The 23,995-nt window shown below is 39.2% G+C and carries 18 protein-coding genes and 3 pseudogenes; 5 read left to right on the plus strand and 16 right to left on the minus strand.

Going from position 1 to position 23,995, the window contains the following annotated elements:
• Positions 1-257 (minus strand): transposase (locus tag BLO31_RS15005; protein WP_070968350.1); only part of this gene is annotated, 257 nt, incomplete at its 3' end.
• Between the two features lie 39 nt (positions 258-296).
• Between BLO31_RS15005 and BLO31_RS23205 the strand changes: the two are divergent.
• Positions 297-422 (plus strand): annotated as a pseudogene (locus BLO31_RS23205) (IS3 family transposase); the annotation flags it as partial.
• A gap of 11 nt (positions 423-433) precedes the next feature.
• On the opposite strand, the pseudogene BLO31_RS15010 reads toward BLO31_RS23205, so the two are convergent.
• From BLO31_RS15010 to BLO31_RS15065, 10 genes and pseudogenes are all read right to left on the minus strand, one after another.
• Positions 434-1,410: pseudogene (locus BLO31_RS15010) on the minus strand (IS481 family transposase).
• A 149-nt stretch (positions 1,411-1,559) separates the two neighbouring features.
• The gene (locus BLO31_RS15015; RefSeq protein WP_070968353.1) at positions 1,560-2,198 is read right to left on the minus strand and encodes a hypothetical protein; all 639 of its coding nucleotides are present in this window, start codon (positions 2,196-2,198) and stop codon (positions 1,560-1,562) included.
• On the minus strand, positions 2,195-3,250 hold the full coding sequence (locus tag BLO31_RS15020; RefSeq protein WP_175443235.1) for a ParB/RepB/Spo0J family partition protein: 1,056 nt from the start codon (positions 3,248-3,250) through the stop codon (positions 2,195-2,197). The genes BLO31_RS15015 and BLO31_RS15020 overlap by 4 nt, the downstream gene beginning before the upstream one ends.
• A gap of 10 nt (positions 3,251-3,260) precedes the next feature.
• On the minus strand, positions 3,261-3,953 hold the full coding sequence (locus BLO31_RS15025; RefSeq protein ID WP_070968359.1) for a ParA family protein: 693 nt from the start codon (positions 3,951-3,953) through the stop codon (positions 3,261-3,263).
• A 617-nt stretch (positions 3,954-4,570) separates the two neighbouring features.
• Positions 4,571-4,846 carry a hypothetical protein gene (locus tag BLO31_RS15035; protein ID WP_070968366.1) on the minus strand — a complete coding sequence of 92 codons (276 nt, stop codon included), beginning with the start codon at positions 4,844-4,846 and terminating at the stop codon, positions 4,571-4,573.
• The gene (locus tag BLO31_RS15040) at positions 4,839-5,018 is read right to left on the minus strand and encodes a hypothetical protein (RefSeq protein WP_070968370.1); all 180 of its coding nucleotides are present in this window, start codon (positions 5,016-5,018) and stop codon (positions 4,839-4,841) included. Before BLO31_RS15040 ends, BLO31_RS15035 begins: the two co-directional genes overlap by 8 nt.
• A gap of 173 nt (positions 5,019-5,191) precedes the next feature.
• Positions 5,192-5,500 carry a hypothetical protein gene (locus BLO31_RS15045; protein ID WP_070968373.1) on the minus strand — a complete coding sequence of 103 codons (309 nt, stop codon included), beginning with the start codon at positions 5,498-5,500 and terminating at the stop codon, positions 5,192-5,194.
• Between the two features lie 478 nt (positions 5,501-5,978).
• Entirely contained in the window at positions 5,979-6,521 is a 543-nt protein-coding gene (locus BLO31_RS15055; RefSeq protein ID WP_070968379.1) for a hypothetical protein, read from the minus strand.
• Positions 6,518-7,096: a hypothetical protein gene (locus BLO31_RS15060; RefSeq protein WP_070968383.1), complete on the minus strand. Its 579-nt coding sequence runs from the start codon at positions 7,094-7,096 to the stop codon at positions 6,518-6,520. Before BLO31_RS15060 ends, BLO31_RS15055 begins: the two co-directional genes overlap by 4 nt.
• A 1,634-nt stretch (positions 7,097-8,730) precedes the next feature.
• The gene (locus BLO31_RS15065) at positions 8,731-9,096 is read right to left on the minus strand and encodes a regulator (protein WP_070968386.1); all 366 of its coding nucleotides are present in this window, start codon (positions 9,094-9,096) and stop codon (positions 8,731-8,733) included.
• Positions 9,097-10,384: 1,288 nt separating this feature from the next.
• Between BLO31_RS15065 and radC the strand changes: the two genes are divergently transcribed.
• The 4 genes from radC to BLO31_RS15090 all read left to right on the plus strand — a co-directional run bounded on the left by radC (position 10,385) and on the right by BLO31_RS15090 (position 12,679).
• Positions 10,385-10,837 (plus strand): RadC family protein, encoded by a 453-nt coding sequence (gene radC / locus BLO31_RS15075; protein WP_070968394.1) that lies wholly within the window; start codon positions 10,385-10,387, stop codon positions 10,835-10,837.
• Positions 10,812-11,180 (plus strand): helix-turn-helix domain-containing protein, encoded by a 369-nt coding sequence (locus BLO31_RS15080; RefSeq protein WP_139159026.1) that lies wholly within the window; start codon positions 10,812-10,814, stop codon positions 11,178-11,180. Before radC ends, BLO31_RS15080 begins: the two co-directional genes overlap by 26 nt.
• Positions 11,161-11,586, plus strand: a complete 426-nt coding sequence (locus BLO31_RS15085; protein ID WP_070968400.1) for a lytic transglycosylase domain-containing protein — start codon at positions 11,161-11,163, stop codon at positions 11,584-11,586. The genes BLO31_RS15080 and BLO31_RS15085 overlap by 20 nt, the downstream gene beginning before the upstream one ends.
• A gap of 739 nt (positions 11,587-12,325) precedes the next feature.
• Positions 12,326-12,679 (plus strand): hypothetical protein, encoded by a 354-nt coding sequence (locus tag BLO31_RS15090; RefSeq protein ID WP_070968403.1) that lies wholly within the window; start codon positions 12,326-12,328, stop codon positions 12,677-12,679.
• On the opposite strand, the gene traI is transcribed toward BLO31_RS15090, so the two are convergent.
• From traI to BLO31_RS24910, 5 genes and pseudogenes are all read right to left on the minus strand, one after another.
• Entirely contained in the window at positions 12,680-18,568 is a 5,889-nt protein-coding gene (gene traI / locus BLO31_RS15095; RefSeq protein ID WP_070968407.1) for a conjugative transfer relaxase/helicase TraI, read from the minus strand.
• Between the two features lie 14 nt (positions 18,569-18,582).
• Positions 18,583-20,618, minus strand: a pseudogene (gene traD, locus BLO31_RS15100) (type IV conjugative transfer system coupling protein TraD).
• Between the two features lie 64 nt (positions 20,619-20,682).
• Positions 20,683-21,114, minus strand: coding sequence for a hypothetical protein (locus tag BLO31_RS15105; RefSeq protein WP_139159027.1), 432 nt, complete (start codon positions 21,112-21,114; stop codon positions 20,683-20,685).
• Between the two features lie 62 nt (positions 21,115-21,176).
• On the minus strand, positions 21,177-23,504 hold the full coding sequence (locus tag BLO31_RS15110) for a conjugal transfer protein TraG N-terminal domain-containing protein (RefSeq protein WP_084659847.1): 2,328 nt from the start codon (positions 23,502-23,504) through the stop codon (positions 21,177-21,179).
• Positions 23,483-23,995: a conjugal transfer protein TraG N-terminal domain-containing protein gene (locus tag BLO31_RS24910; protein ID WP_070968416.1), complete on the minus strand. Its 513-nt coding sequence runs from the start codon at positions 23,993-23,995 to the stop codon at positions 23,483-23,485. The genes BLO31_RS15110 and BLO31_RS24910 overlap by 22 nt, the downstream gene beginning before the upstream one ends.

Consider the following 23,995-nt stretch of genomic DNA (forward strand, 5'->3'; position numbering starts at 1 on the left):
AAGACGACGTCCTTCATCGCTTCCACTTCAAGTAGCCTCTCAGCGAGCAGTTTCTTGAGCTTGTTGTTTTCAGATTCTAACTCTCTTAGGCGTTTTGCTTCGTTCACTTCCACCCCTGCAAATTTGCTGCGCCAGTTGTAAAACGTGCCCGAAGATATCCCCATATCCCGACAAATGTCGTCCACCTTAACGCCAGCCACATAGCTCTCTAAATGATATGTCGCCAGTTGATTATACAAACCAAGCGGCGTAAACATAAGAAACTTCATCGAGACAGTGGTATTAATCTCGGGGAAAGGTCAGACATCTTCGAATATATTGAGATGTTCTACAACATTAAACGGCGACACGGTTCCAATAATCAGTTGTCGCCAGTAGAGTATGAAAAGCAATATGAAATCAAGTCAAAGAGTGTCTACTGATTTTGTGTGATTCATAGAGATGGTTTCACTTTTCTTAGCTGAAGTTCGAGCTTGTAATTCTGCTCTTGAAACCGCTCTTTCTTGATCTGGTAGTTCTGAGATACCTCTTCAGATAAAGGGATTTGATCAGATATCTCAGTAATCCTGTCTATCGGGGTTAGCCCATTTAATGAGCTGTGGGGCCGTTCCCAGTTGTAGTAGTGTTGCCATTCAGCTAGTAGCCGATCCAGTTCTTTCAATCCCACTGAGACATCTATAGTCGGATAGAACTCACTTTTATCTGTTTTCTGCGAGCGTTCCACTTTGCCATTCAAGTGAGGTGAGCCAGGCTTATTTGGGCGAAACTTGATTCCATAAATCATAAGTTGTTTCTGGACTTTCTCAGCAAAGAATTCACGGCCTCTGTCCGTCTGAATACGCTGGATAGGAAATGACATCTCTTCCACGACACAATCATAAAGTCGACTGTATTTGCTGCTGTGCGCCGAGAATAACACCTTAGAACCCGATAGCGAGAGCAGTCATCAATAGCTGTATACTGATAAATTCCAGGCGCTATTTTACAGGTGTCCATCTGGACTCTATCACCAGGAATTGGGCGCTCATATCTTTGGAAATCTTTTTTGCGTCGGTAAGTTACGATGGGTTTGACTGATGCTTCGGATAAAACTTTATGGAGTGTCGCGGTGCTTAGGTGTATTTGGTGAAGTCGGATTAATTCCGTTTGTAAACGCCGCGCCCCTAAATTGCGTTTCTCACGCATCGTAAGGATCAATGCTCTTAGCTCATCAGTGACTTTGGCATCTGGAAATGAATGAGGGCGTCTGCTCTGGCTTTCCAAGCCTGCGATTCCAAACTGCTTATATCGCTTAGCCCACTTGCGTAATGTTGGTCTGGAAATACCACAACGTCGACATACGAGGCCTGCATCGCCACATTCCTCATACATTTTTACCCACTGTAGTCTTTGTTGGATTTCTCTGTCCATAGACACCCAGTATAGTTGAAAGGATGTCTATGAATCACACACCTTAGTCATAACCGCGAATATTGCGTTCGTTGCGATTTAAATCAAGAGCAACGCTTAAAGCGCTCTCTCAATCGCTACTGCTTCATGCAAAAGGTGGTAGGGGTATTCTATATTTCGTAAGATTGACGCTTTAATCTAGCGTATGCGTCCTTAATCTCATTTTCTTCATAACCAAGCTTTGTGTAGCTCGTGTCTTTCTCAGTGATACTTGAATAATCTAAATCAAGTAGCTTGCTTGGCTCTACTCCTAAGTGCATTAAAATCCCCGCCCAAAGGTGAAAATCCATCATGCCATCAGCTCGTTTTGCTAATAAATCGCCATGAATACCTAGCACTTGCGCTAGCTTGTTTCTTGAAAGTCCAGTAAAACTATTTAACCCGATGAACTGTTTTACAACATCCAATGATGGTGATTCATAGTTGTCAACTTTCATTATCCAGTTGTAATCAAGCGAGACTTGTTTAGTAGATTTTTCAATGATCGATTTGCCTGTAACAAGGGCGATAAGTAACGCCCAATTACAATATTTGATATTGCTCTTATTACTCTCGCCATCTGATTTAGGCGCTCTCCAACGTCTAGGGGAGCGCTCACTAACCCCAATCATTTCGTGAATTTTTGAAATGTGTTTACCATATTTCCAAGCAATGATAGCCCAAACTAAATTCACCTCTTGGGTTGTTGGAGCTACCCACTTCGAGCGGATTTTTAGGGTCTTAGGGTTGATTTCCATCAGTTTGTTCATTCATCCCCCCCCTTATGCACCGTTTCTTTGATTTGTTCTAACATCGCACCCGCAATCACAAACTCTACGCCATCAATATCTAAAACAATTTGTTTGTTATTCGATCTGATGAGTTTGGTAGGTGTTCTAAGGTTCTCGTATTCCAAACCTAATTGATTCTTAGTTGTAGTGTCGTCACTTTCTGAACTTGGTGATTCGTCCTGCTCAGTTTCAGAGCTGAAAGATTCACTAGGCTCTGTGCTTTCTACTGTCTCAGCTCTTGCTTCTAGCTCTAGGTCAGTTATGTTCTCTTTTTTTTCCGCTTCATCTTTTAGTGTTTTGATAAGCTTATGAAGCTCTTTTTCTGTCACACTTCCCGATTGAACATTGCTTAACGCATCACGGTACTCAATTTCGTTCAGCTCTTGGATTTGACCTAGATAAGTTAAGGTATTTAAGTTTTCAAACCCATTTTCAGCTAAGCTTTGAATTTCTAAATCAGCATTAGCTAGTTTTAACATTCGGCTGATTTTAGTTGCGTTGACACCAAACATTTTTGCTAGCTTAGATTGTGAAAGCTTAATCCCCTGTGTTTCCGCATCTTCGGTGAGCTTTTTATAACCTCTGGCGGTATCAATGAGGTTCATATCAGAGCGCCCAACATTTTCTGACATTTGGATGTGGATAATGTCGTAATCAGTCAACTTCTTAGTGATGATTTCAGATTTAACATGAGTGATACCAAGATAAGAACATGCGCTCCAACGCCCCTCGCCAGTGATGATCATGTACTCATTATCTAACTCTGGATGAGGTCTAACTTGTATCGGTTGATCATTACCATTTCTCGCCCAAACAGTCGCTCTAAGGTTTTCAACTTCTTCCTCAGTGCGCTGTTTTCTAGGTTGATTCGGATCAGGGTGTACCTTGTTTACGGGTAGCATTAACGTATCGTTTTCAGCGTAACCTAAGCTCATAGCAATATCTTCATCAACCGCTACATCACTAGCAAACTCTTGGTCGTTAAAGTCAAAATCGCCCATATCAATGAAATTATCATTTGCTTTATTCATGCTGCTACCCTCACTCATTTATGCCTAAGATTTCAAAAATTTGATTGTGTACTGGGGTTAAATCATTGTTCACAAGTGCGCCTTGTTTGAACGTCCATACCCCTTGACGCTTAGCAAAAGCCTTTTTTAAATCTTCTGACGCTCGAATAGGTTTCACCGCTTTAGGTACTGGGAATTTATCAATAGCATTTAAAACTTGCTCACTGATCACGTTACCTTTCTTAGTATTGGTAGGCAGAATGAGTTGATTGATTTTACGTCTCGTTGCTTTCGCCAAACCATGAAGATTCTTAATAAAGCTGTACGTCTTACGCACTGAATCCTCAGACGGCTCGATAGGGATAACAACAAGGTCGGATTTGACGAGAATATTTTTAATCATCTTCTCAGCAAAACCGTCAAGCTCAGCGTGTTCAATCGTCAAATTGTTACCTGGCAAATCAACGACAATGAGATCATATTGTTGACGGTATAAGCCGATTTTTTTAGCAAAATCAGGGTCACGAGCAACATCACTGATCACATCAAGATTTTCAATCTTGAACTTAGGACTATTGGGCGCAAAAGCCCCGTCATGCTCAGCACCTATCAGCAACACTTTCTTTTGCTTTTCTGCTGCTCGGATAGCAAGCATTAGCGCATTTAGGCTTTTACCGACTCCACCTTTTGCGTTGCTCACTGCGACTATTTTAGAATTTAACATGCTCTGTTCTTCCTTTCGGGATAGCCCACAAGGGACGTTTATCTGACTTACTTTAACTATAGATTAATGACCGCAAATATCAAGAATAATGACCGAAATTAATTGAATTGTTTTCTAAGGTTCTTTGGTTATTCTTTGTTATCAATATCTAACCCTAACCCCCACTGAGCCTTTTCTACTAATTGTTTATCGGTTAAATACCCTGATTCTAACAGGAACCCTAACGCCTCATGTTGACGATCACATGATGATTCTAGCAATAGCAAACAAACCGCCTAGTAATAGCACTGATAAGACCGCCCATTTGTGGAACTGAATTAGCTTGTTTTCGGGCTTCATTAATAGACACACAAGCATCAATTTTCAGATCTGAAAAGTTAAAGTTAGGTTCTCACATTGAAATAATACTCGTGGTGATAGTCCAAGCGCTAAGCCAATCAAGCCATAAATCCATTTGGGGCAAACATCAGCTAAGCTCGCTCTGTAAATTGTGGTGTAATCTACGCCAATTAATTGAGCAAACTCAGATAAGCTCATTCTCAAAGCGGTAGGAATGAGATCACAATAGTTAAAATCGGGGTGGTAATTGTTCATGTTTGGTAAATCTAAATCATAAATTAAATTTGGGTCGTAGCTTTAAAGCCAAGTATCGAGCGTTCTTCTACTATCGCAACAAGCAAAGCAAAGTAGCCGTATCGAATAATGCTTTTTCCATTTTTCTCATTCGCTTTAGATCGCCATCTTCTAGCAGCTCGCTCACCGATCCCAAACACAACATGCAGCTTACTAACCTCTATATCTATTTTTTCAGACGCTTTAATCCAAAGTCTATCGACTTCATCAACTGTTGGGGGAGTCCAGTTCTTAGCGTCCGTTCTCGTTGAACTATGCACTTTTAGATTTCACAACCTTGATCATGCTTTCGATAACTTCAACCTCAATTTCAAGCTCTCTATCAAGCTCATTCGTAGTGATAAAGAGTTTATTACCAACCACCCTAATATCCTCTTTTTTAACTGGCTTAGCGCCTAGAGCATAAGAATCATTACCGTATTTAGTATCCATAGAAGTCTCTCATCTAATTAGAGTCATACCATAAATATAATGCAAAAAGACCGTTCAAGATAGTTTAATGCTTTTAAACATTAGAGTTCGCACCACATAACAAAGCAAAAAAACGCTTTGTTATGTGGTGCGAACGGAACAAAAACGAGCCTTAGCGAGTTTGCGTTAGGCTCTTATGAGAAGATAGGGACAGGATAGGGTAGGGGTTTTTGATTTAAAACGTATTGTCTGACTAGCCAAACGTGACCAACTTTTATATTTCCTTGAGTTTCGTTCAACCAGTAGTGAAGGTCATGGTGAGTGTTTTTATGAAGTGCTTTCAGGTATAGCTTTCTGAGCGATTGGTTATCTATCGCACTCTGATTTTGCATAACAAAAGTAGTAAGCGCTTTCACTTCTTCATCATGTCTTTTATGGTGATTAAATTGCACAAGCCCGACAGCAACCACTGCTAGCCCTGCAACAACAATATCAATAAGCATCGTTATTATATATTCAGTGAACACTTGTAATTAAATATAGGATATTTTTCAATCTAAATACACCCAACAACAAAGGAAGTTTAATAATGGTTAAAGTCGCAATCATTCTCTCTGGTAGTTGTAGTGGCGTTTTCGATGGTTCAGAGCTTCACGAAACTGTTCTTACTTTTTTAGCTCTCGAAAAGCTCGGCATAAAATATGAATCATATTCCCCAAATATTGACCAGTTTCATAGTGTTGATCACTCAAAAGGCGAACCAACAAGTGAAACACGGAATGTACTTATAGAATCAAATTGGGTTAGCAGAGGGAACACCAAAAACCTTTGAGATCTGAATGATGAACATTTTGATTCACTGGTTTTTGTTGGAGGATTTGGAGCTGTTAGTTGGTGATGATTGGTTTCAGTATCGGAGGACGTAGAGATAAAGATAGCTGAAATGAGATAGAGCCGTTCAAGCGTTTTGTTCCTGCCTTTTTAAGCTAATACTTGCTTGGACGGCAGCTTTACAACGGTATTGAGTTGTACGCCTGATTCACTCTTATCAAACATTTGGTCGCTGAGGTGTTTATCTAATTTAAGGTTACAAATCGCTTTGCGAATGTAAAACTTCTCAGCCGATTCGGGAAACACTTCACTTGCTATATCAAGCTCAGTTAAATGCTTGTTTGGGTTGTTAAAAAGGTAGTTAAGAAGTAGGCAGTTGTTTGAACCTTTTTGATAGTGCTTTATCACCTCTTTTGTTTCTGCATTGATTACCGAGCATGTATCAGAGCAAAAAGCGAGCCGCATATAGCCCTCTTTGATGGCGGGAAGTGGTGTCAATTCATCATCCAACATAGAATCAGAATCGTTAAAATTATTGCGATTAAATGTGATGGATTCTAAAGATATTTTAGAGGAATCTATTTTGTTATAACTAACAACAAGCAGTAAAGTTAGCACCAGTAGCACGAGAACCACCGCTTTAATTGTGTTTTTATCTAAAAACCAATCACCAATTAGAATTATCTCGGTCATAGTAACAGTCCTTTGTTGTTTTCTGCATCGAGTAAATCTTCTCTTATCAGAGTATTAGCTTCTGTTTGATATACAAACATAACCTCAAAAATATCAATCATTTTGCTATCGAGTTCTCTATCTTTAGCCAGACAAATCTCGATAACATCTTGTAAAAAAGACTCAAATCTAAACAGCGTAAGATAATGATTTCCCACATAATCAATAGAGGTATTTAGTTTGTTTAATTCTTGAGCGTAAACGTCCGTTCTACGCACAAGCATTGCTTCAACAATTATTTTGACCTTTTCGGCTTCTTTCTTATCGTTAATGTCGTGTTGTGAAAGAATCGAGCGAAGTTCTCTGATTTCCCCCTCACTATGAAACCAGACAGTGTATCTAACGTGGTTGTAAGCAAGCACAGCGGATAAATAGTCGGTATGTAAAACGTTGTTTGATGAAGAAGTTAAAAGAACAAGTGATAGCGCCCAACCAAGTATGGCGGAGAACCCTAGCGCATATTTAACCAACCGAGCATGAGGACTTGAAGTGCCTTTTGCTGCTTGCTGCTTATATATATGATCTAGTTCGAGCATTAATTTTCATCCTTACAAAACATCTGATAATCGTGCTCATACTTGGAAAAAAAAAACGCCTGACAGTATGCTCACTAACATCAATCGAATTGGTACTTAACCAATCCGATAGCGAGTTATAGCTGTATCCACTCGATCTTAACTCGAATAAGCCATCTTTGAATCTAAGTAGGCTTTCTAGTTTTTTTGTGGGGGGAATCGCATCCCGATACTCACTTGCATCCATTCTTAGCCTCTTACACTTATAATATGAATAAGCCCGTATATGTCTCTTATTGCTCTAAGTTGTCGCTCCTTGTCTACTTGTCTATAAGAGTAGACTGATTTTTTATACAGTGGTTTATTATCTTGCTTTAAATTTGAACAGTCTCTAAAGTGAGACTTGGTTTTTTAATCCAATACCTTTGACAGATCACAATCCGCAAAGTATTATTTAATTATCTTAGTTGAGAGTGCAGCGCACAGCGTTTAGCGATGCCACACATGCGTTGTGTGGTGTGTTTTACACTAAGGTACTGAGTGGGTCGGGCTTGACCTCTCGACACATACTACTCACAAAAGGACCTAAGTTTTTTACCCTCTCTGGGAGCTTAGGTTTTTTTGTGTCTGGAAATCAGCAAATACCCCGCTGACGATGAGATCTTTTCCTTGATCTTTCAGTAATAGATCTCTACTCTGTAAATAGTTAAGAAGTGGCTTAGTCACCCGCAGATTAGCGAAAATAGAGAGAGGGGTTCAATAGCATTTCTTTGGGTTTCCTACCCTAAATCTATCAAACTCCAAGCAAACAATTCAGATCCTTGCTCGCTTATACGCCCGTATTGCGTCTGAAAAACAGTATTTCACAAGATTGTCTTGTGTGGAAATTTATAGATGGAATTATCAGTGCCTTTAAACGAAAAAAACCAAGCGTTCTCTATCACTAGAGCGCTTGGGTTTTTTCGTTTAAAGGCTTGCCAACTTTCAATTGCATTGACTTTAAGGGTTGCCGTCCTTTAAGTCAAAGTCTGTTTTATTGGCCTTGCCACTCAATAAAAAGTCATAACGTGTCGCCAAACACACACCTAAGTGCTCTCGAACAGGCTTAACGGCAGGTTTACTCTGCTTTATCGAGAGAGGTAAGACGAAACACCGATCTTACCCCCATGACTCGTCCTATTCGGCTCCATGTGGCGTATAGACGTTTTGGGTGTAGCGACCTTTGCAGAAAAATAACTCTGTAGGAATGGCTTGCTGCACCCAAAATCTGAACCTTTCTCACCTTATAGCGTATCTACAAGATCTAACCTATCAACAAGTTAGTGAATAAATTTAGAAAATCTAAAAGCTAAACTTGGCAACTAAGGTCGGTGATGGAGTAAGAATAAGGAGTGAGCAAAAGCGAACGAACATTTTTGCTACAGTGCCGAGCCAACAAAGCGAAGCGGCGTTAGCTATTAGCACGACACAGTTGCAAAGAAAGGCGATGATGAGCACCGTTTGGCTCGAATATCAAAATGGGATAATCAAAACACTTGGAGCTTAGAAGTTGGTTATATTAGTATCGACAAGTTATTTGCTCACTTCATTACGTCAAGCGTGACTGGCCGTTAGCCAAAATTACCACGGTTGAGGTGAGCTAATGCCCGTCCTAATCAAACAACATTCTGACAATCGCCCCGTGTATTTCGAGCAACACGCTGACGGCTTTTGGTGCTCTGTGGATGGTGTTCCTGAGTACTTAATCGTATTAGTATTTGCTGAGGGCTAGCGAGTTGACCCGTCGGTGTAAGCATTTTACTCCCTTTCATTGCAAACCCCTCCCACTCTTCCAAATGTGATATTTCAAGGTTTCTATTCAACCTCATTAAGCGACGGCATTCCTTTGGGATAGGTTTTCCCTTATCCCAAGATGTGATTGTACTCACGGTTTTAAAGCAAAGTTTTGCGACTTCTTCTTTGCTTAGTTGACATTCTAACTCACGAAAAATGTAATTCTTGGTCATTTCTCGGTACTTCATGCATTACACCTCTGAAATGAGGTAATAATGCAATGAGTGGATATGCAACCGCATTTACCATGAGGTCACATTTTGCGTAGGCCTTTTTGCAAGGTTATTCGCATTTTGACGGCTACATGAATAATAGTGGCTACATCTTTTTTGGTTGGGCGAAGTTCAAGCTAAGGCTTGAAAGTCACTGAATATAATTTTTGGACCAGGTTCGTTCCTGACTGGGAACAATCTTATTTCTGTTCGCTTGAGTTCCAGAGAGCCAATCCTGTCGCAAACCCAACGCATTACAATGATGAGCATCGAGCACTGGATAAGCCTTTTTTGGCTTAGTGTCGGTTTGGCTGCACTTCGTTTGCTCAAACCCGAATGTCATTTTTTTGGGTGGATATGGCATCAAGATTTTTAAAGGTATCCGCAAGCGGAGCCTCCTTGAAAAATCTTGACCCCATTTTGGACACTGCACTTTAATATAATAATTAACTATAACCATAGAATGAATAATCATACAAAACGGTCATTTTTCTTAGTTTATTTCGGACATTATTCTATACTTAAATAAAGGTTAGGGAATAACCCCATAACCCACTATGAGGCTAGTGCTATGAACCAACAAGAATTATTTGATTTGTTTGAGTGAGCTTGTAATGAGCTAAACCATTTTGAGGCTGTCGATTGTGACGAATCATTCCATTACTACTTTCACGGTGAAATGGTTGGCGGTTGGGCGGGTGATCGCAGAGCCTATTTTTTAAGCACAATGATCGCTTAGCACAAATGATAAAAATGTATGACCTTATGAGTGACTAACAAGGTAGGGGGCTGTTTTCAGTCCCCGAAAAGTAGGGCGGTAATCGTATGATGATCAGAGAGCATTTAAAAGCTAGACGAACTGAGATTAAGCGCATGAAAGACGCTGTTAATCACTTATCGCCTTGCGTTGTAAAAAACTGTCGTTACAATGTCACGCATTAAAAGACGCTTATCAATAAATGATATGCCAGTAGTAATTAAGCTTCTTTCTAAGGGTACACAAGAGCAATGGAAAATCACAAGCGATAATAATACTGATAAAAGTCAAATAGCGGTTTACTGTTGCTTTGATTGCGTTAAGTTCGTTATCTATTATCAAAAATCAAGTGACGGCTATAAGTGCCAATCTGCTAAATATCTGGATAGTAAAAATAACTGCGTAAAAGTTATAAAATAACCATCCATTCACTTGCAAACCCATTGGGGCGGTCTATGCTTATATTAAAGGTCAGGAACAATCCACGACTCAAAAGAGGAAAATCAAATGATTACATTTTCAGAGCAAGAGCAAGCTGTTTTAGATGAAGCGCTAAACATTCTAAGAAAGCATATCAATAATAACGATGTTTTTAAATCACCTGAAACCACAAAAAATTATCTTTGTATTAAAATGGCAGGAATTGAAAGAGAGCAATTTAATGTATTGTTTCTTGATAATCAAAACCGCTTAATTGATGATGTTACTATGTTTGAGGGAACAATTGATGCTTGTTCGGTTTATCCTCGTGTGATTGTTCAAAAAGCTTTAGAGTTGAACGCAAGTTCTATGATTATTTATCATCAGCACCCTAGCGGTAATCCAGAACCTAGCCAAGCTGATAGAAGAATAACGAGACGTTTATCAGGTGCTTTAAACTTAGTTGATATTAGAGTTTTAGATCATTTTATTGTTGGCGGTGATAGTGTTGTGAGTGTTGCCGAAAGAGGTTGGATTTAAAAATAAGGAAGCGGGGCGCTGCCCCGATAATTTTATTATGTTACTAGAAGAATTTAAAAAACTAGATTGCTGTTTACCCTTACACGATGAGAGTTTTAGAAAACCATCTCCAGAGGAAGTTAAGTTTTTGAGGTCTGAATTAAACTTATCTCAGAATCAAGTAGGGCGTTATTTGGGTAAAAATGTCACTCCTAAAGGTTGCTCAGCAGTTAGAAAATGGGAATCAAATATTAACTCCAGTAATTTTAGAGCGATTGAGTTAAATGCATGGCGTAGGCTGTTATATTTGATTGATGTTGGTGATCCAAAAGAGGACTTGAACAATGCAATTAATAAAAGCTAGTTTAGTTCTTTTATTTTCGAGTAATGCTATGGCGTTTTGTTTCGATGAGGCGGGAAAGCGTTACAATGTTAATCCTAAATTGTTGAAGAGTATAGCAAAAGTTGAAAGCTCCTTGAACCCCAAAGCGATGAATTACAGCAATAACAACGGGACTTATGATATTGGTCTAATGCAGATTAATTCTACTTGGTTAAATAAATTATCTGAGTTTGGTATATCTGAGCCTGATCTAATTAATAACCCTTGTACCAATGTCCATGTTGGAGCTTGGATTCTATCTACTAATTTTGCCACTCACGGCTATAACCGAAATAGTTTAGGCGCTTATAATGCGGGTTTTGGTAGTAACAGGCAAAGTGCTAGAGATCGCTATATAGGTAAGGTTGAAGATAAGTTTTATAAATGATAGTTTGCCATTACTTTTAATAGGCTCAATTGGTTTACAGTTGAGCCTTTTTCTTTTCTTACGTTGGGCGATTTTGGAGTATTTATCTCGTTCCTCGAAAAACACACCAAACCAATGCTTTTCGCTTCGCTAATTTGCCTCAAGACGATACACTCTTATTAGCTACAAGTGAGGTAGGAAACTGGGTCTAATAAGAGTGTATCTGTTCGGCTAAATTCCAGAAGCGCAATCATTTATCGCAAAGTTACATAGACCATGTAATTGCAAAAAGACCGTAAAGGCTCATTGAATTTCATCCCTCTTAAACGACTGAAATCCCAAAATCGCAAAGTTCGATAGTAGCTACATAAAGAGCTATTGGCTTGGGACGGGCGTTTTTGTGGAGCGATACACCCCACGCTATGTTTATTCTAAACATAATGGTTGTCGATGTGTGGTGCAAGCGATTGAATTATATAGCTTGCAGGGTAGATTGCGGGTTAAAAAATGAGCAAAAAAAATTTCTATAATCCTACACAATATCCCGAAACGCTAGATTCTAGTTAGATTTGAACTAGAATCCAACTAGATTCCGACCAAATATACCAAGGGATGTAGACAATTAGAATCTAGCTAGATTCTATTTTTCAAATTTTTAAGATTCTGTTTTTATTGAATTTCCCGATTGACTAGAATCTAGGTCGATTCTACCTAGTTTTCTTGTTCTATACTTATAATGTTGAATAAAGAGGGTTATAGCATGGGAAAAACCACAGTAAAGGTACAAGTAGGGATGCCAATTGCACTGCATGAGCAGTTCATTGTGTATAAGGAAACCGAGCGAATTGGTACGGACTCAGAGGCAGGGGCGAAGCTCATCGAACTAGCATTAAGAGTTATAAATAATAGTAGCGATGAGACTATTACTAATAGAGATTTGCTTGAGTTAATTTTACTTAATGTAAATAAAAACCTGCTCTTTTCTCAGCAAGTTTTAAAGCATTGTTTTGACTTGGAACACGCAAAAGAGAATCATATTGAATGGTATAAGTTGAGTAAGGAAATGAAAAAGCAAGCCGAAAAACAAACCGACTCGCTTATTAGTAAAGAATGATTATAGTTCTTTTTCTATATCTATATCCTGTTGTGGTATGTCGTTTTTCTTGCTAGGTATATCAGGTATAGATAAGTTGTCATGGGTTTGAATAATATCATTACTGTATGATTTATCGCTAATACTACTATCATTATGTTTATCGTTGTCGTTGATTTTAATGTCGTCTAACGTTTCGTTAGTATTGTGTTCTATGTTGTTCTTGTTGTTTTCTATAATATATAGCGCTTTATCCTTAATTTCATTTATTGAGATTATATATAAGTTCTTATCTTTGAAATACTCAAGGATACTGTTTCGTAAATCATCATTGTGTTGGTTGTTGGTTTCTGAAAGAACAAGAATCACATTTTCTCTTATCGGTTCTGTATCTAATTTGGTTACATTGTAAAGATTTTCGGTTGATATTACATCTACATTATTAGTGGCATCAACTACTTTTACCCCATCAACAACATCGGTGGTTATAATCGTAGTGTTGGAATTAGATTCGTTTAATACTATAAAGTTTTCGCTTCTACTACCTAGCGTTTTAATAGGTGTGTTTAAATCACCATCATTACCAAGGTGTCGTATTTCAATTCCTGAAACCTCGTTGGCACTATTTGTTGTTTCAGATATTAAAGCAGGGTATGTTTGACCATTTTCTCTAGTCCAAAAAGAATCGTTATACTTTAATCTTGAAATATCCTCTGCATTTTCCCGTCCATTCTCTAAATAGGTTTGGGCTATCGTTCCTTGGGTTGAAGTAGAACTGATAGCTATCTTAATTGCCGTATTAATTCTGTTTTGTACTGTTTGAGGTATAGTGTTTTCAAGTTTTTCATGTTGAGGGTTAAGCGTTAATTTATTCTTTTCTGGCTCTCTTAATTGGTAATCAAGATCATAAAGAGCATCACGAAAACTTAAGTTTTTTTTATCCATAAGAAGATTAACAATAGACCCGCCTTTACCTGTTTCATAATCCCTATAGAAGCCTCTAAACTCACCCGTCAAAGTGACTCTAGTGTGACTATTACCTTGACCAAATACTAAGTAGTCTGATGTTGATTTAGATTTATTAGGTTCGCCTAGCAAGGATTGTGATATTGATTCTATACAAGGTGATGAATCTTTTACTAATGTATCTCTCATTTTTGATAATGAAAGCTCACCGTTAATATCATGGTATTGATAATTCTCATTTGGAGTAGGGCGGTCATTAAAGTACAAGTGTGGTTGGGTTTCTTGCTTATCTAAAGTTTGAAGTGCACTAAACTTATCGCTTCGGTTATTTCCCCAAGCGTTCATCATTTGCTTAGCGTTATCAGTGTATATTTGTATGCTTTTAACTGCTCGACTTATATCAATGTAAGCCCGTCTTATATCGGTAAGCGCACCTTTGCCTAAAATTGCACTTATTACACTTTGATAGGTTGAACCTTGAGCCATATCAGCCGTTCTAGTGTATGAGTAGTCCCAAAACATACTTTGTTTATCATCACCTCCTACAGAGATTGTTTTGCCGTATTGGTTTGTAAATACTGCTTTGTTTGTCAGCGTATCAATACTGCTAACTTTAAATTCTGTATTAGCTTTTATTTCGTTTCCGCTATCGGTAAAGCGAGGCATAACCCTATCACCAACGCTGACAGGTTTTTCAGAGTAACTAAATAGATTAGTGGACTTGTGATCACGTTGTGAGGGGATGAAGTAACTCTCTTTGGAATCAGGATTGCCAAACTCTTTTAGTGTTAGTATTTTTGACTCTTTATCAACATTGGTAATGTCATAAAACGTATTTTTTCCAGTAGCCAGAACTAAGCCTTTTTCGTATGGCATCATCGTAGATAACTCTTCTCGTGAAGCGCTAACTTGACGGAATCTACCGAGTGTTACTTGTTCTTGTGGGAGTTCACCTGATTTTTGTAGTCCCGCACGAATCGAACTGGCTATATCGTCTCTTTCTCTGTTGGTGTATGCAATAACAAGTGTGTTTTCTCTCGTTTCGGGAGTGCGGGATAGGTAGTCTTTTGTCACTAATCGAGTGACTTCCTCTTTAGCAATTTGAGCATTTTTTAGTGGACTATTCGTGTAGTCCATTTTTGTAGAGTAAACATGCGAGTTGACGATAGATTCTGTTTTTTGATCTCTTAGTGCATCAACGGCTGATTCGCCTTGCTTATCGACAATATTATGAACGCCTTTTAGAAGCTCTGGCGTATCTTGTCGTCTAATGTCCGTTAGGTTCGAGTAGTTTATTGCGCCTCTATCTACAGCAAGCTCGATAGGTTTACCTGATGATTGAGAGAGCAATTGCTCTCTATCACCAACGAACACAGCTTTTGAATCGGAAGCAACAACGAAGCTTAAAAACTCAGAAAGCTGCTTATTACCAATCATCGAATCCTCATCCACGAAAAACAAAGAGCCTTTGCAGTCGCTTGGTTCAAGTTTTCCTTTGTCAATGTCAGTGAGAAATTGACTCATGGTTTGGGCTGCAATGCCTTTGTTGCTGAGTTCATTAACTGCTGCGTGGGTTGGCGCTAAGCCGAGAACTTCCACTTCTGCTAGTCCTTTTATTTGTTTCACTTGATTTATCAGCTCAACATTCTTTTCTAGCATGGTCGATTTACCCGTACCCGCTAAACCTTGGACGGCTACAAATCTATCGTCAGTGGTTGCGATCATAGATATTGAATTAGATTGCCCCCTTGTAAGGAAGTCATTGGACGCTAAGAACGAATCTGCTTGCGCATTGGTACTATAAGGCTCTACAACGGCTTTATTATCAGCCAAAGTGCTGAGAACGCTTTTCTCAAGAGCTAATGATTTTTCCGTAGTCCATCGAGTACCGTCACTGTAAACCGATGAAAGTAGGTCTTTGTGCTTATCAAGTTGAGTCACAATCTCACGAGGATCTACAGGCGAGCCTTTTTCTTGCATCAAGTATTGTATGGAGTGATACATTAAGTCTTGTTGCGTAAAAGCTGCTTCTCGCTCGCTTAAATGATTAATAGCGTAGTCCACAGCCTTTTCTAAATTTGTTCGAAAGTCAGGCATTTGGAGCTTATCAATAGCAACTGATAAATCTTGTTTTAGTGTGTCACTGGTTTGCCCTGTTACGTTTCTATCAATAGATTGAGCATTAAAAACTCGTTGTACTGCTGATGGTCTAACATGAGACTCATCAAAGCGCTTGGCTACTTTGTCATGCTCAGTAGTAAACACATCAAGCGTTTTAGAATTTAAAGCAAGCTCAGAAATAATCTCTTTATTGATGGCATAGTCTTTAGCGTATAAGAAATTATGGCTGCTGTTAGGATCGGCTTTGTGTGATGGCGTGGCATAACCGTATGAGAGCGGGAGGTTTTCTGGTTTGTTGATTGTGATGATCTTATTTGTTTGACTATCGGTTAGGGTAAGACTTCCATTCTTGGTTGATTCAACCTTATAACTATGTTGCTGACTCAACCCCAGGATTTTATTATTGCTATTGGCTGTAAGCGTGTCACCCTGAGAAACTTCCAGTTTTGCACTTTTTAGAACGGAAATATTACGTTCTTTAAACTCTTTTGATGAGGGGTCAACTGTCTGCTTTTGTCCTTTATCATTCTCTATAACGATGGTGTTATCACGGTTATTTTTGCTTACTACTTTGAAATCTTGAACAGAGGTTTTACCTTTGCTTTTGCTGAACTCTCTTAGCGTCATAGTGCTGTTATAGTGCTTTGAAAGCTCACGTTGAGCATCGCTAAGATAAACGGGGTTTAGGGTCGCTATTGTCATTCCTGATGATGATACTTGCCCCTCTGACACTAATTTATCTCTTATTGTTGAGTTAAGTAAATTCGTATCTTTAACATTGGTAGCTACAACTTGTGGACGCTCACCAGATGACGACATCGCAGAGTATAGAGAGGCTAACTTATCAATATCTTGATCTCTTAAAGACACTTGCGCTTGGGTCTTTGTTTCAGATCTGAATACTTCCGAATGAGCGCCAGAACTGGCAACCAAAGCTAGAGCGCTGTTAGAACGAAATGATTGTGTTTGGCTTTCATGGTTTAAGAAAACAACCTTTCGACTATCACCTTTCGCTTTAACTGCTAATTCAGTAAGTTGATCGGCACTGAGTTTGTTGGCTGATTCAACAATGAGCACTCCTGAACCAAACTTATCTGACTTTAAATAATCGTTTACCGTGTGAGTATGTTCAGGCTTGAAGAAGTTTTTGATTGTTTCAAAAATACCAAAGGACTCTCGTTTGTAACTGTCTTTTGCTCGCTCAGCTGCTGCAAGGTTTGGTGAAACAATATCAACGTTCTTACCGCTATTGTTGTAAACATGAACCAATGATTTAACGGCTTTTTCAGCCGAGTGGGGGAGGTTCAAAATATTGAATTGTTTCTTAGACTCGATGATACCAACGATAGCTTTTTCATTATCTGTATTTAACTGATGAGACTTTAGCGAATTTTCATTGGCATAGCCTTTCATATCAGTAGTGCGAGAAGATACAATATCAACAAGCTTTTTTTCTCTATCAATCATAGATTGAGTTGTATAGCTTTCACCTTGCTTATCAAGTTTGATAAGGTCGCCACTCTTATTCAGCTCATGCAAATACTCTTTTGCTTCTTGGGCGTTCACGAACCCCTCTTTCGCAAACTCAGTGACAGCGAGCGTTACTAATTTTTCAAAGGTCATAGACGTAGAGAAAGCGCTAAGATGATGAATCGATCTATGAACTGCGTCTTTTGTTTCTTGATTAATTGATGGCTCTTGAGTTGAGCTTTGATCATAAGAGCGAACAATGAACGACTGAACATCAAACCCTTTGCTATCTATCTTGCTTTGCCATGATGATTGAAGATCGTTGGCAGAAAAACCCGTTTTTGCTTTTCGGGTTGATTTAGCAATTAAGTCTCTAGCTGTTTGGCTATCTAAACCAAGCTCACTCGATTTTTCATTGATTTGTGCTGAACGTGTTGAATTATCACTTAGTACGGTTTCAGGTACTCCTTTAATCTCAAATAGACCATTGCCCGTACCTCTAATTTTATAACCCATATCCACAACAGATTTGGCTAGGTTACTTTGATAGAGAGAGGTGTAATATTTTTGGTTGTTATAAAGGCGCTCAAAAGAGCCATTTGTCCCGCTTCCACTTTGTTTGAGGCAAGTAGCCAAAGAGCGAAGCTTGCCGTCCATATCCCTTGTTAAGTTGGTTGCTAAAGCATGGGTGTGTAAATGTGGCTCATCTTCTCGACTTGTTTTGTGCTGAACCATCGCAAAAAGCATTTGTTCAGTATTGGTATATGTTGTTTTCCCATCCTCATCTGTCCCTTTCACTTGGGCTATATCTTTTTCAATTTGAGATAACGTGCTTTTGATAGCTGCATTATGAGCATCGACCAATCGAGTATCGCCACCGACCAGACTTAATAGACTGACGCTCTTAGGCGCTGAAAAAGTCAGATCAATACCAGATTTATGATTCTCACGCTTGTAGTGAACATCCTCACCTTTCAGGCTACCGCCTAGAACTTCTTTCAGATCTGAATGAGAAACGGGGCTTCCTAGAAGCCCCGCCTGTTCAGATAATTTACCGCACCACTCTGTATTTTCTTTTGCTTCAACGGGTCGCAAATAATAATTTGCTGATGTGTTGCGCGCAGGGGGAGGACTACTTGCTCCACCCTCGCCTTGAGATAAGGTAGGCTCATTGTTATTGATTGTGTTTCGAGAGCTTGAGCGGTCTACAGTTTTATCGCTTTCTCTCTCTTTTGAAATGTCATTTTCAGAGGATTTAGACAATTCAACATCGGTAATGTTTTTGTCTTTTTCCTCATCAAGATAATACTTGGTTGCACTGCCAGAGCAGCCTATTTTGGATAAAGAAATCATAGTGACGACACTCCTTACAATTCAAAATCTTGAGATAATGAAGCCTCATCGATTTCTCGTTGAACACGATCGCTTTCATTTTGTTGATTGCGGGTTTTCTGTTCTCGCTTATCAGCGTTGTTAATTGCTTCTTTCATTGATTTGACTGCGGATTGTTGCTCATTTTCGTTCTCAAAGGTGTCACTTTGACGAGCGAACAAAGCAGCTCTATCAGCCTCATCAAGCATCATCGGTGCTCTAATTTCGTGATAAACAAGCTTCTCGTAAACCAGTTTCATTGATTCAGATTCATCGTACTGACGTTTCAAGAAAGGCGTGTTTTGCTTTTTCTTAGGGTCAAATTTCAAATCAAGTCGGGTGATAAATGAACTGTTAGGAACTCGAACCCAACACTGTAGATCGTCAAGTGTTTGTATTTCAGAGGCAGAAACCACAGGTCTAGTAATGGTTTGGTGTGATAACGTCACACCGTCACGCAGCGTATTTGCCCCGTAGCTGTAGTTCTCACGGCTAACATCAATTTCTTGCTCACCGAGATCTTTTGCGGATATTTGAGCCATTTCAGCAGATGGTGCTCTAAAGTAGAAACGAGAGTTAAGGAGGTCAAACATTTCGTCAGCAGCATGTTTGCCGTAAGTTTTTACCAATTGAGCATAAGATTGAATACCGATGAGATAGCAGCCACCAAACTTACGAACTTCGGCAATGATTGAACCCAATTCCGGTAACTTATGAAGTGATGGCATTTCATCCATCACAACCCAAATACGTCTATCCTCATTTTCCTCTAGACCTAAAATTGCATTTGAAGCGATGGCAAGCCACATAGAGATCAAAGGACGTAACGAAGCATGTTGCATCGCATTGGATGAAAGGAATAAAAAGCCTTTTTGATTATCGTCTTGTACCCAATCGGTAATAGAGAAATCAGGCGAATAGAATTGCCGTCCTTGTCCGTATCATCTAACCCGTCAAGAAAGCGCAGTGATTTGATGTAAGTAGCGAGAACCGACTTAATAGAGATAGCAGTTTTTTCAATTTTGTTAGAAACAAGAGTTTCAGACTCAGTACCTTTTAGGAATGAACCTAACGTTTCAATAGATGAGGTTAGGATGAGATCAAGTAGACGCTCTGTTGTTGGCTTGTTTTCAGTATCCTTAGCCATTTGAAAGGCCGTAGTAGAAAAAATAGAGCGAGCTGAATCAACCCAAAAAGGGTCGCCCTCGCCATGTTGAGGGATGAGCGCATTAGCCATGCTTTCATAATCAGGCGCTTCTTTCGCATCATTCCAAACTTTCCAATTAGCGCAACGATCATCAAAAGGGTTAAGAATTACATCGGTTTGGGGATTGTATAAAGAGCCAACAAACGTACAGCCCTTATCATAAATGATGGCTTTATCACCTCGCTCACGAACCCACATTAAAAATTTACGAATGAGTACAGATTTGCCTACACCTGTCGTCCCATCAACAAGTAAATGTTGCACTTCAAAATTCAACTTAAAGATTTGGTGTCCGTCTAGCTTACAAGTGCTGATCTTGTTTTTCTTGCTCTTTAAATGCTTGGTTAGTTGTTTAGGCTCAGCCTTTTGAATACCACGAATAAAGTGATCTTGGGCTTTATCATCACCTTTGCTTTGAAAGTATCGTCCAATAAAACTGATCGCAACCATCCCGATTGCAACGAGTATTAATAGGATTACTTGAATGTCATAAATGAACTTATGCGTAAGGTGAATGAGGGTAGGGTTTTTAACTTGATTCACTAGGATAGAAGTAAAAACCTGATCGTCCCAATAGGTAATGACCTTAGTGTAAGGATCTGCACCTAAAGCATATTGGAGGTTGTACTTGGTGAAGTAAAAGATTGCAGTTGCGGTATTTTCGGGGGCATTGATAATTGCCACGATTGGAGTTAAGACCAACGCAGCGCCCATAACATACTTGAAAACAGTAAAATGCACTTGCATCCACATTCTAATGTTGTGAAAGATTATTTGCCCCCCACGAACTAGGTTATTACCCTTTGCTCGATCTTTTCTTTCCATGCTGATACCTTAAAGATGTGGATGAGGAATACCCGTGATTAATATTTTAAAATCAAAGGGATGATTAATAATAATCACTACATGGGTAATATTTTGTAAGCGCATAAGCAACTAAACCACTGATGCCAGTATCCTCTTCTTCATCACTAGACAATTCAGGTTCTCGCTTAATTACGACCTCTAGTAAATGGTAAAAAAAGTCAGGTTTAAGAAAAGTTGGAAACATATTCAATTTGTAGGGGAGGCAATATGAGCGCTGATTTAAAGGCTTACTTGACTCGTATAGATAAAGATTTGAAGCGAAATTTTGCATCCCATTCATGTAGGTTTTGACTTCAATAGCTTTATCACTGTTAGGGTTTTCGACAGCGTAATGAAAATCCTTTAGCGTCAATATAGTTCCCGCAACAGGGGAGTTATGAGAAAGACTTTTAGCGGCTACAGGCGTAGAAACCAAAGCAAGAAGCATAATTTTTGACATGGTTCTTATATACATGACTAAAACCTCAGTTTGTAAATTCACCCCTATAACTATAGGTTGTTTTTTTTAAACAATTCCTAGCGGGGCATCACTCTACCATTTTGCTCTTCAAGTCTCGCTCGCCAATCATCTTTTTCACCGCCGATTTTTAGAAAACTCTCATTCATTTTGCCCTCAACTTCGGCTTGTACTGGGCTAGGAGTAGGTGAAGTTGGTTGGGTTTGTTGGAAGCGTGAGTTAATACGTTCTCTGTTTTCCTCTGCCTGTCCTCTAATGTTGTCTTGTTGAGTGCCGTCATACAGTGTGTGCGTATCAAATTTGTTATCATCGCCCCAAGTAGCAAACGTGTATTTTGTTTTATTGTTTTGATGCTCAGCCGAAATATCTTGCCATTGCTGATATGTAAGATCTGAACTTCTAACGGCATGAGTTTGATTCAGATCGGAATGATTTTGCATTGATACATTTCTCATAGATAAATCTTTAACAAAAGTGTCACTATCAATATATTGCTCAAGCAACTGATCTCGATTTCTCGAACCCTCAGAAGATTTATCAGTCATTATCGAATAGGCGTGTTGTGCTACCTGTTCACGGGTTGCGTTACGGTTGACTTGTTCAATGCGGTTCTCGACATAATGTTGGAACATTGGCATTAAGTTCTCAGATACATTAATACCCTGTTGATCCATGAGAGTGATTGCGTCTGTCAAAGCCGAAGAACGTTGATGAGTTGCAATAGATGATTTCATGGCGTTATCAGTTTCAGTGAAGTTATTCGACCAATTGGCAAGCCATGAACGAGTATCAGCATTAAGATCGTTTGCTTCCTTAGAGTTAGCAATATCAAGGACTTTAGAGGCACTAGAGTTATAGTTAATCGCTTCTTGCCAAATAGCTTGACGCTGCTCAGAATCCAGTTTTTCCCATCTTTCAGCGTTTTCTTTACTAATGCCTGCGTTAATTCCAACCCCGGCATCAAGAATCTTATTGGATGGAACGCTAGCGCCCGCTTTCATTTGTGCGCCTAATGACGTCATTAAACCGATTGAGTCAGAATTACTCCATCCAGTCATTTGAGATACATTGTTTAGAGAAGATTGCATCTGATTCACGTTATCATTCAGGTTGTTTGACGTTGAAATTGCATCACGACTCGAATACTGGCTTGTATCTGAATGTTGAACACCATAAGTTTGAAGTGAAGTATCAGAGAAAGAGTTACCATTTGAAATTTGCTTTGATTGAGCTTGTAGGGATTGATTTGTTTCAGCAAATTCATTTCTTAATGCTTTGTTGATAGATTCTGTCTCAGCAAGGGTGTAGTGAGCGTTAGTCACAGTGCCAGTATTATCAAATTGAGTCGCCCCATTAGAGAACGTGGTTATAAATCCCCCGTCTTGTTGTTGCACGACATTACTATGATGTTTCTGCAATCCTGATGTGTCATGCTTGTTTGCGCTTGTGTTATTAAATGAGTGGTTATTAATACTCGTATTACCTTGGCTAATATCACCTGTAGCAACCGCGGTACTTGTGCGTTCCGCAACACCATTAACCATTCCTGCAAAACCATAGTATAGAGAGCCAAAGATAGCACCACCACCTTTTAGTATCCCTGCTGCAATCAAAGGTGTGCTCATCATGAGATACCCTGCAATCGCTGCAAAGCGAGTATGGATCTCATCTACAGCATTAGCGTTTGATAAAGTAAAACCGCCAAAATCATCGGTAAACCCTGATGAGCGAGCCTCTAAAGACCAGTTCATAATGCTGTTTAAAATAGCGAATACAAAAGGGTGAAGTGCCAGGTTTCCGAATGTTTTAAAGTAATTACCTAACACTGAAAGGGTCATATTTGGTATCAGAGCGACAAGGACGACAACAAACGAAAAACAAGAGAACATTAAGAAAAAGATAGTGTGAATCATCGGTACAAACTCTTTCGCTTGAAGTCCGACACTCATCCACATAGAGGTTGTTTGGATCTTGTTTGAGGTATAGGCGTAGTTCATTGCTAAACCTGTTGTGTTCCCCATATCGTGAACACTATTACGGACGGCGTTGATAGCCATATTTTGTAGAAATATTTGATTTGAGTTGGTCGAAATCGAGCCGTAAGTCGAGTAAGCGTTTTCTATTGAGCTTTGTAAGAAACCCATTTTCCTTGCAGCATTGTTAGCGTAAAGGTAAGAGCCAAGTTTATTAATGTGGTTCAAGGCATCACTTGAAAAAGCCGCTTTAATGTCGGGGTAAACAGTATTACAGGTTTTAAATGACCCATTAGGAAGTAAAACCCCCCTCAAAGCTGACATTGATTGTGCATCAAGAAAAGCGAAAATATCTGAGCTATCGTAAATGTCTTTCCAGGTGTACTTTGCGTTTATCTCAATATCGCCTCTAATGCAGTTTTGAAAAAATTCATTCCAAAGACCTTGAGCAGCCGTATCTTGGAGCTAGGGGATTGAGCCATCAAAAATAACTTAGAACCAAACATCATGCCTGTTCTACCGTATCTCTCATCATCGGGTAGGGCTGCAATGGACTCTGTTTTTTCTACTAAACCTGACATTAATTGGCCCATAAAATGAGATGGTAAAGCAACAATGTAAGGGATGTTGGCAACCGATGCCGTATAGGTAGGCTTTGTTTTATCAATAATCTGCATTGTCGCTTTTGTATTGATAAGCGCTAAAGGGATAATACCGAACACAACAAACCATTTTATGATGTGGTCATGGTCACGGCTTGTTGAGTAGAGATACATGGTTACAATAGCGCCAAAAAATAGCGCTATGGATTGCAATGAATTAAATTCATCGGAATTACAAAACGTTGCAATAGTGTTGAGTGCCTGCCGAGCAACTTCACCTGATGAGTAAGTTATATATTCCAT

Source organism: Vibrio sonorensis (assembly GCF_001854765.1).
Taxonomy (GTDB): domain Bacteria; phylum Pseudomonadota; class Gammaproteobacteria; order Enterobacterales; family Vibrionaceae; genus Vibrio; species Vibrio sonorensis.

What these genes read in the sequence shown, in the direction of transcription:
- BLO31_RS15015 (WP_070968353.1), bottom strand. Translation starts at nt 2,198, where the DNA reads ATGAACAAACTGATGGAAATCAACCCTAAGACCCTAAAAATCCGCTCG.
- BLO31_RS15020 (WP_175443235.1), bottom strand. Translation starts at nt 3,250, where the DNA reads ATGAATAAAGCAAATGATAATTTCATTGATATGGGCGATTTTGACTTT.
- BLO31_RS15025 (WP_070968359.1), bottom strand. Translation starts at nt 3,953, where the DNA reads ATGTTAAATTCTAAAATAGTCGCAGTGAGCAACGCAAAAGGTGGAGTC.
- BLO31_RS15040 (WP_070968370.1), bottom strand. Translation starts at nt 5,018, where the DNA reads ATGGATACTAAATACGGTAATGATTCTTATGCTCTAGGCGCTAAGCCA.
- BLO31_RS15045 (WP_070968373.1), bottom strand. Translation starts at nt 5,500, where the DNA reads ATGCTTATTGATATTGTTGTTGCAGGGCTAGCAGTGGTTGCTGTCGGG.
- BLO31_RS15055 (WP_070968379.1), bottom strand. Translation starts at nt 6,521, where the DNA reads ATGACCGAGATAATTCTAATTGGTGATTGGTTTTTAGATAAAAACACA.
- BLO31_RS15060 (WP_070968383.1), bottom strand. Translation starts at nt 7,096, where the DNA reads ATGCTCGAACTAGATCATATATATAAGCAGCAAGCAGCAAAAGGCACT.
- BLO31_RS15065 (WP_070968386.1), bottom strand. Translation starts at nt 9,096, where the DNA reads ATGAAGTACCGAGAAATGACCAAGAATTACATTTTTCGTGAGTTAGAA.
- radC (WP_070968394.1), top strand. Translation starts at nt 10,385, where the DNA reads ATGATTACATTTTCAGAGCAAGAGCAAGCTGTTTTAGATGAAGCGCTA.
- BLO31_RS15085 (WP_070968400.1), top strand. Translation starts at nt 11,161, where the DNA reads ATGCAATTAATAAAAGCTAGTTTAGTTCTTTTATTTTCGAGTAATGCT.
- BLO31_RS15090 (WP_070968403.1), top strand. Translation starts at nt 12,326, where the DNA reads ATGGGAAAAACCACAGTAAAGGTACAAGTAGGGATGCCAATTGCACTG.
- traI (WP_070968407.1), bottom strand. Translation starts at nt 18,568, where the DNA reads ATGATTTCTTTATCCAAAATAGGCTGCTCTGGCAGTGCAACCAAGTAT.
- BLO31_RS15105 (WP_139159027.1), bottom strand. Translation starts at nt 21,114, where the DNA reads ATGTATATAAGAACCATGTCAAAAATTATGCTTCTTGCTTTGGTTTCT.
- BLO31_RS24910 (WP_070968416.1), bottom strand. Translation starts at nt 23,995, where the DNA reads ATGGAATATATAACTTACTCATCAGGTGAAGTTGCTCGGCAGGCACTC.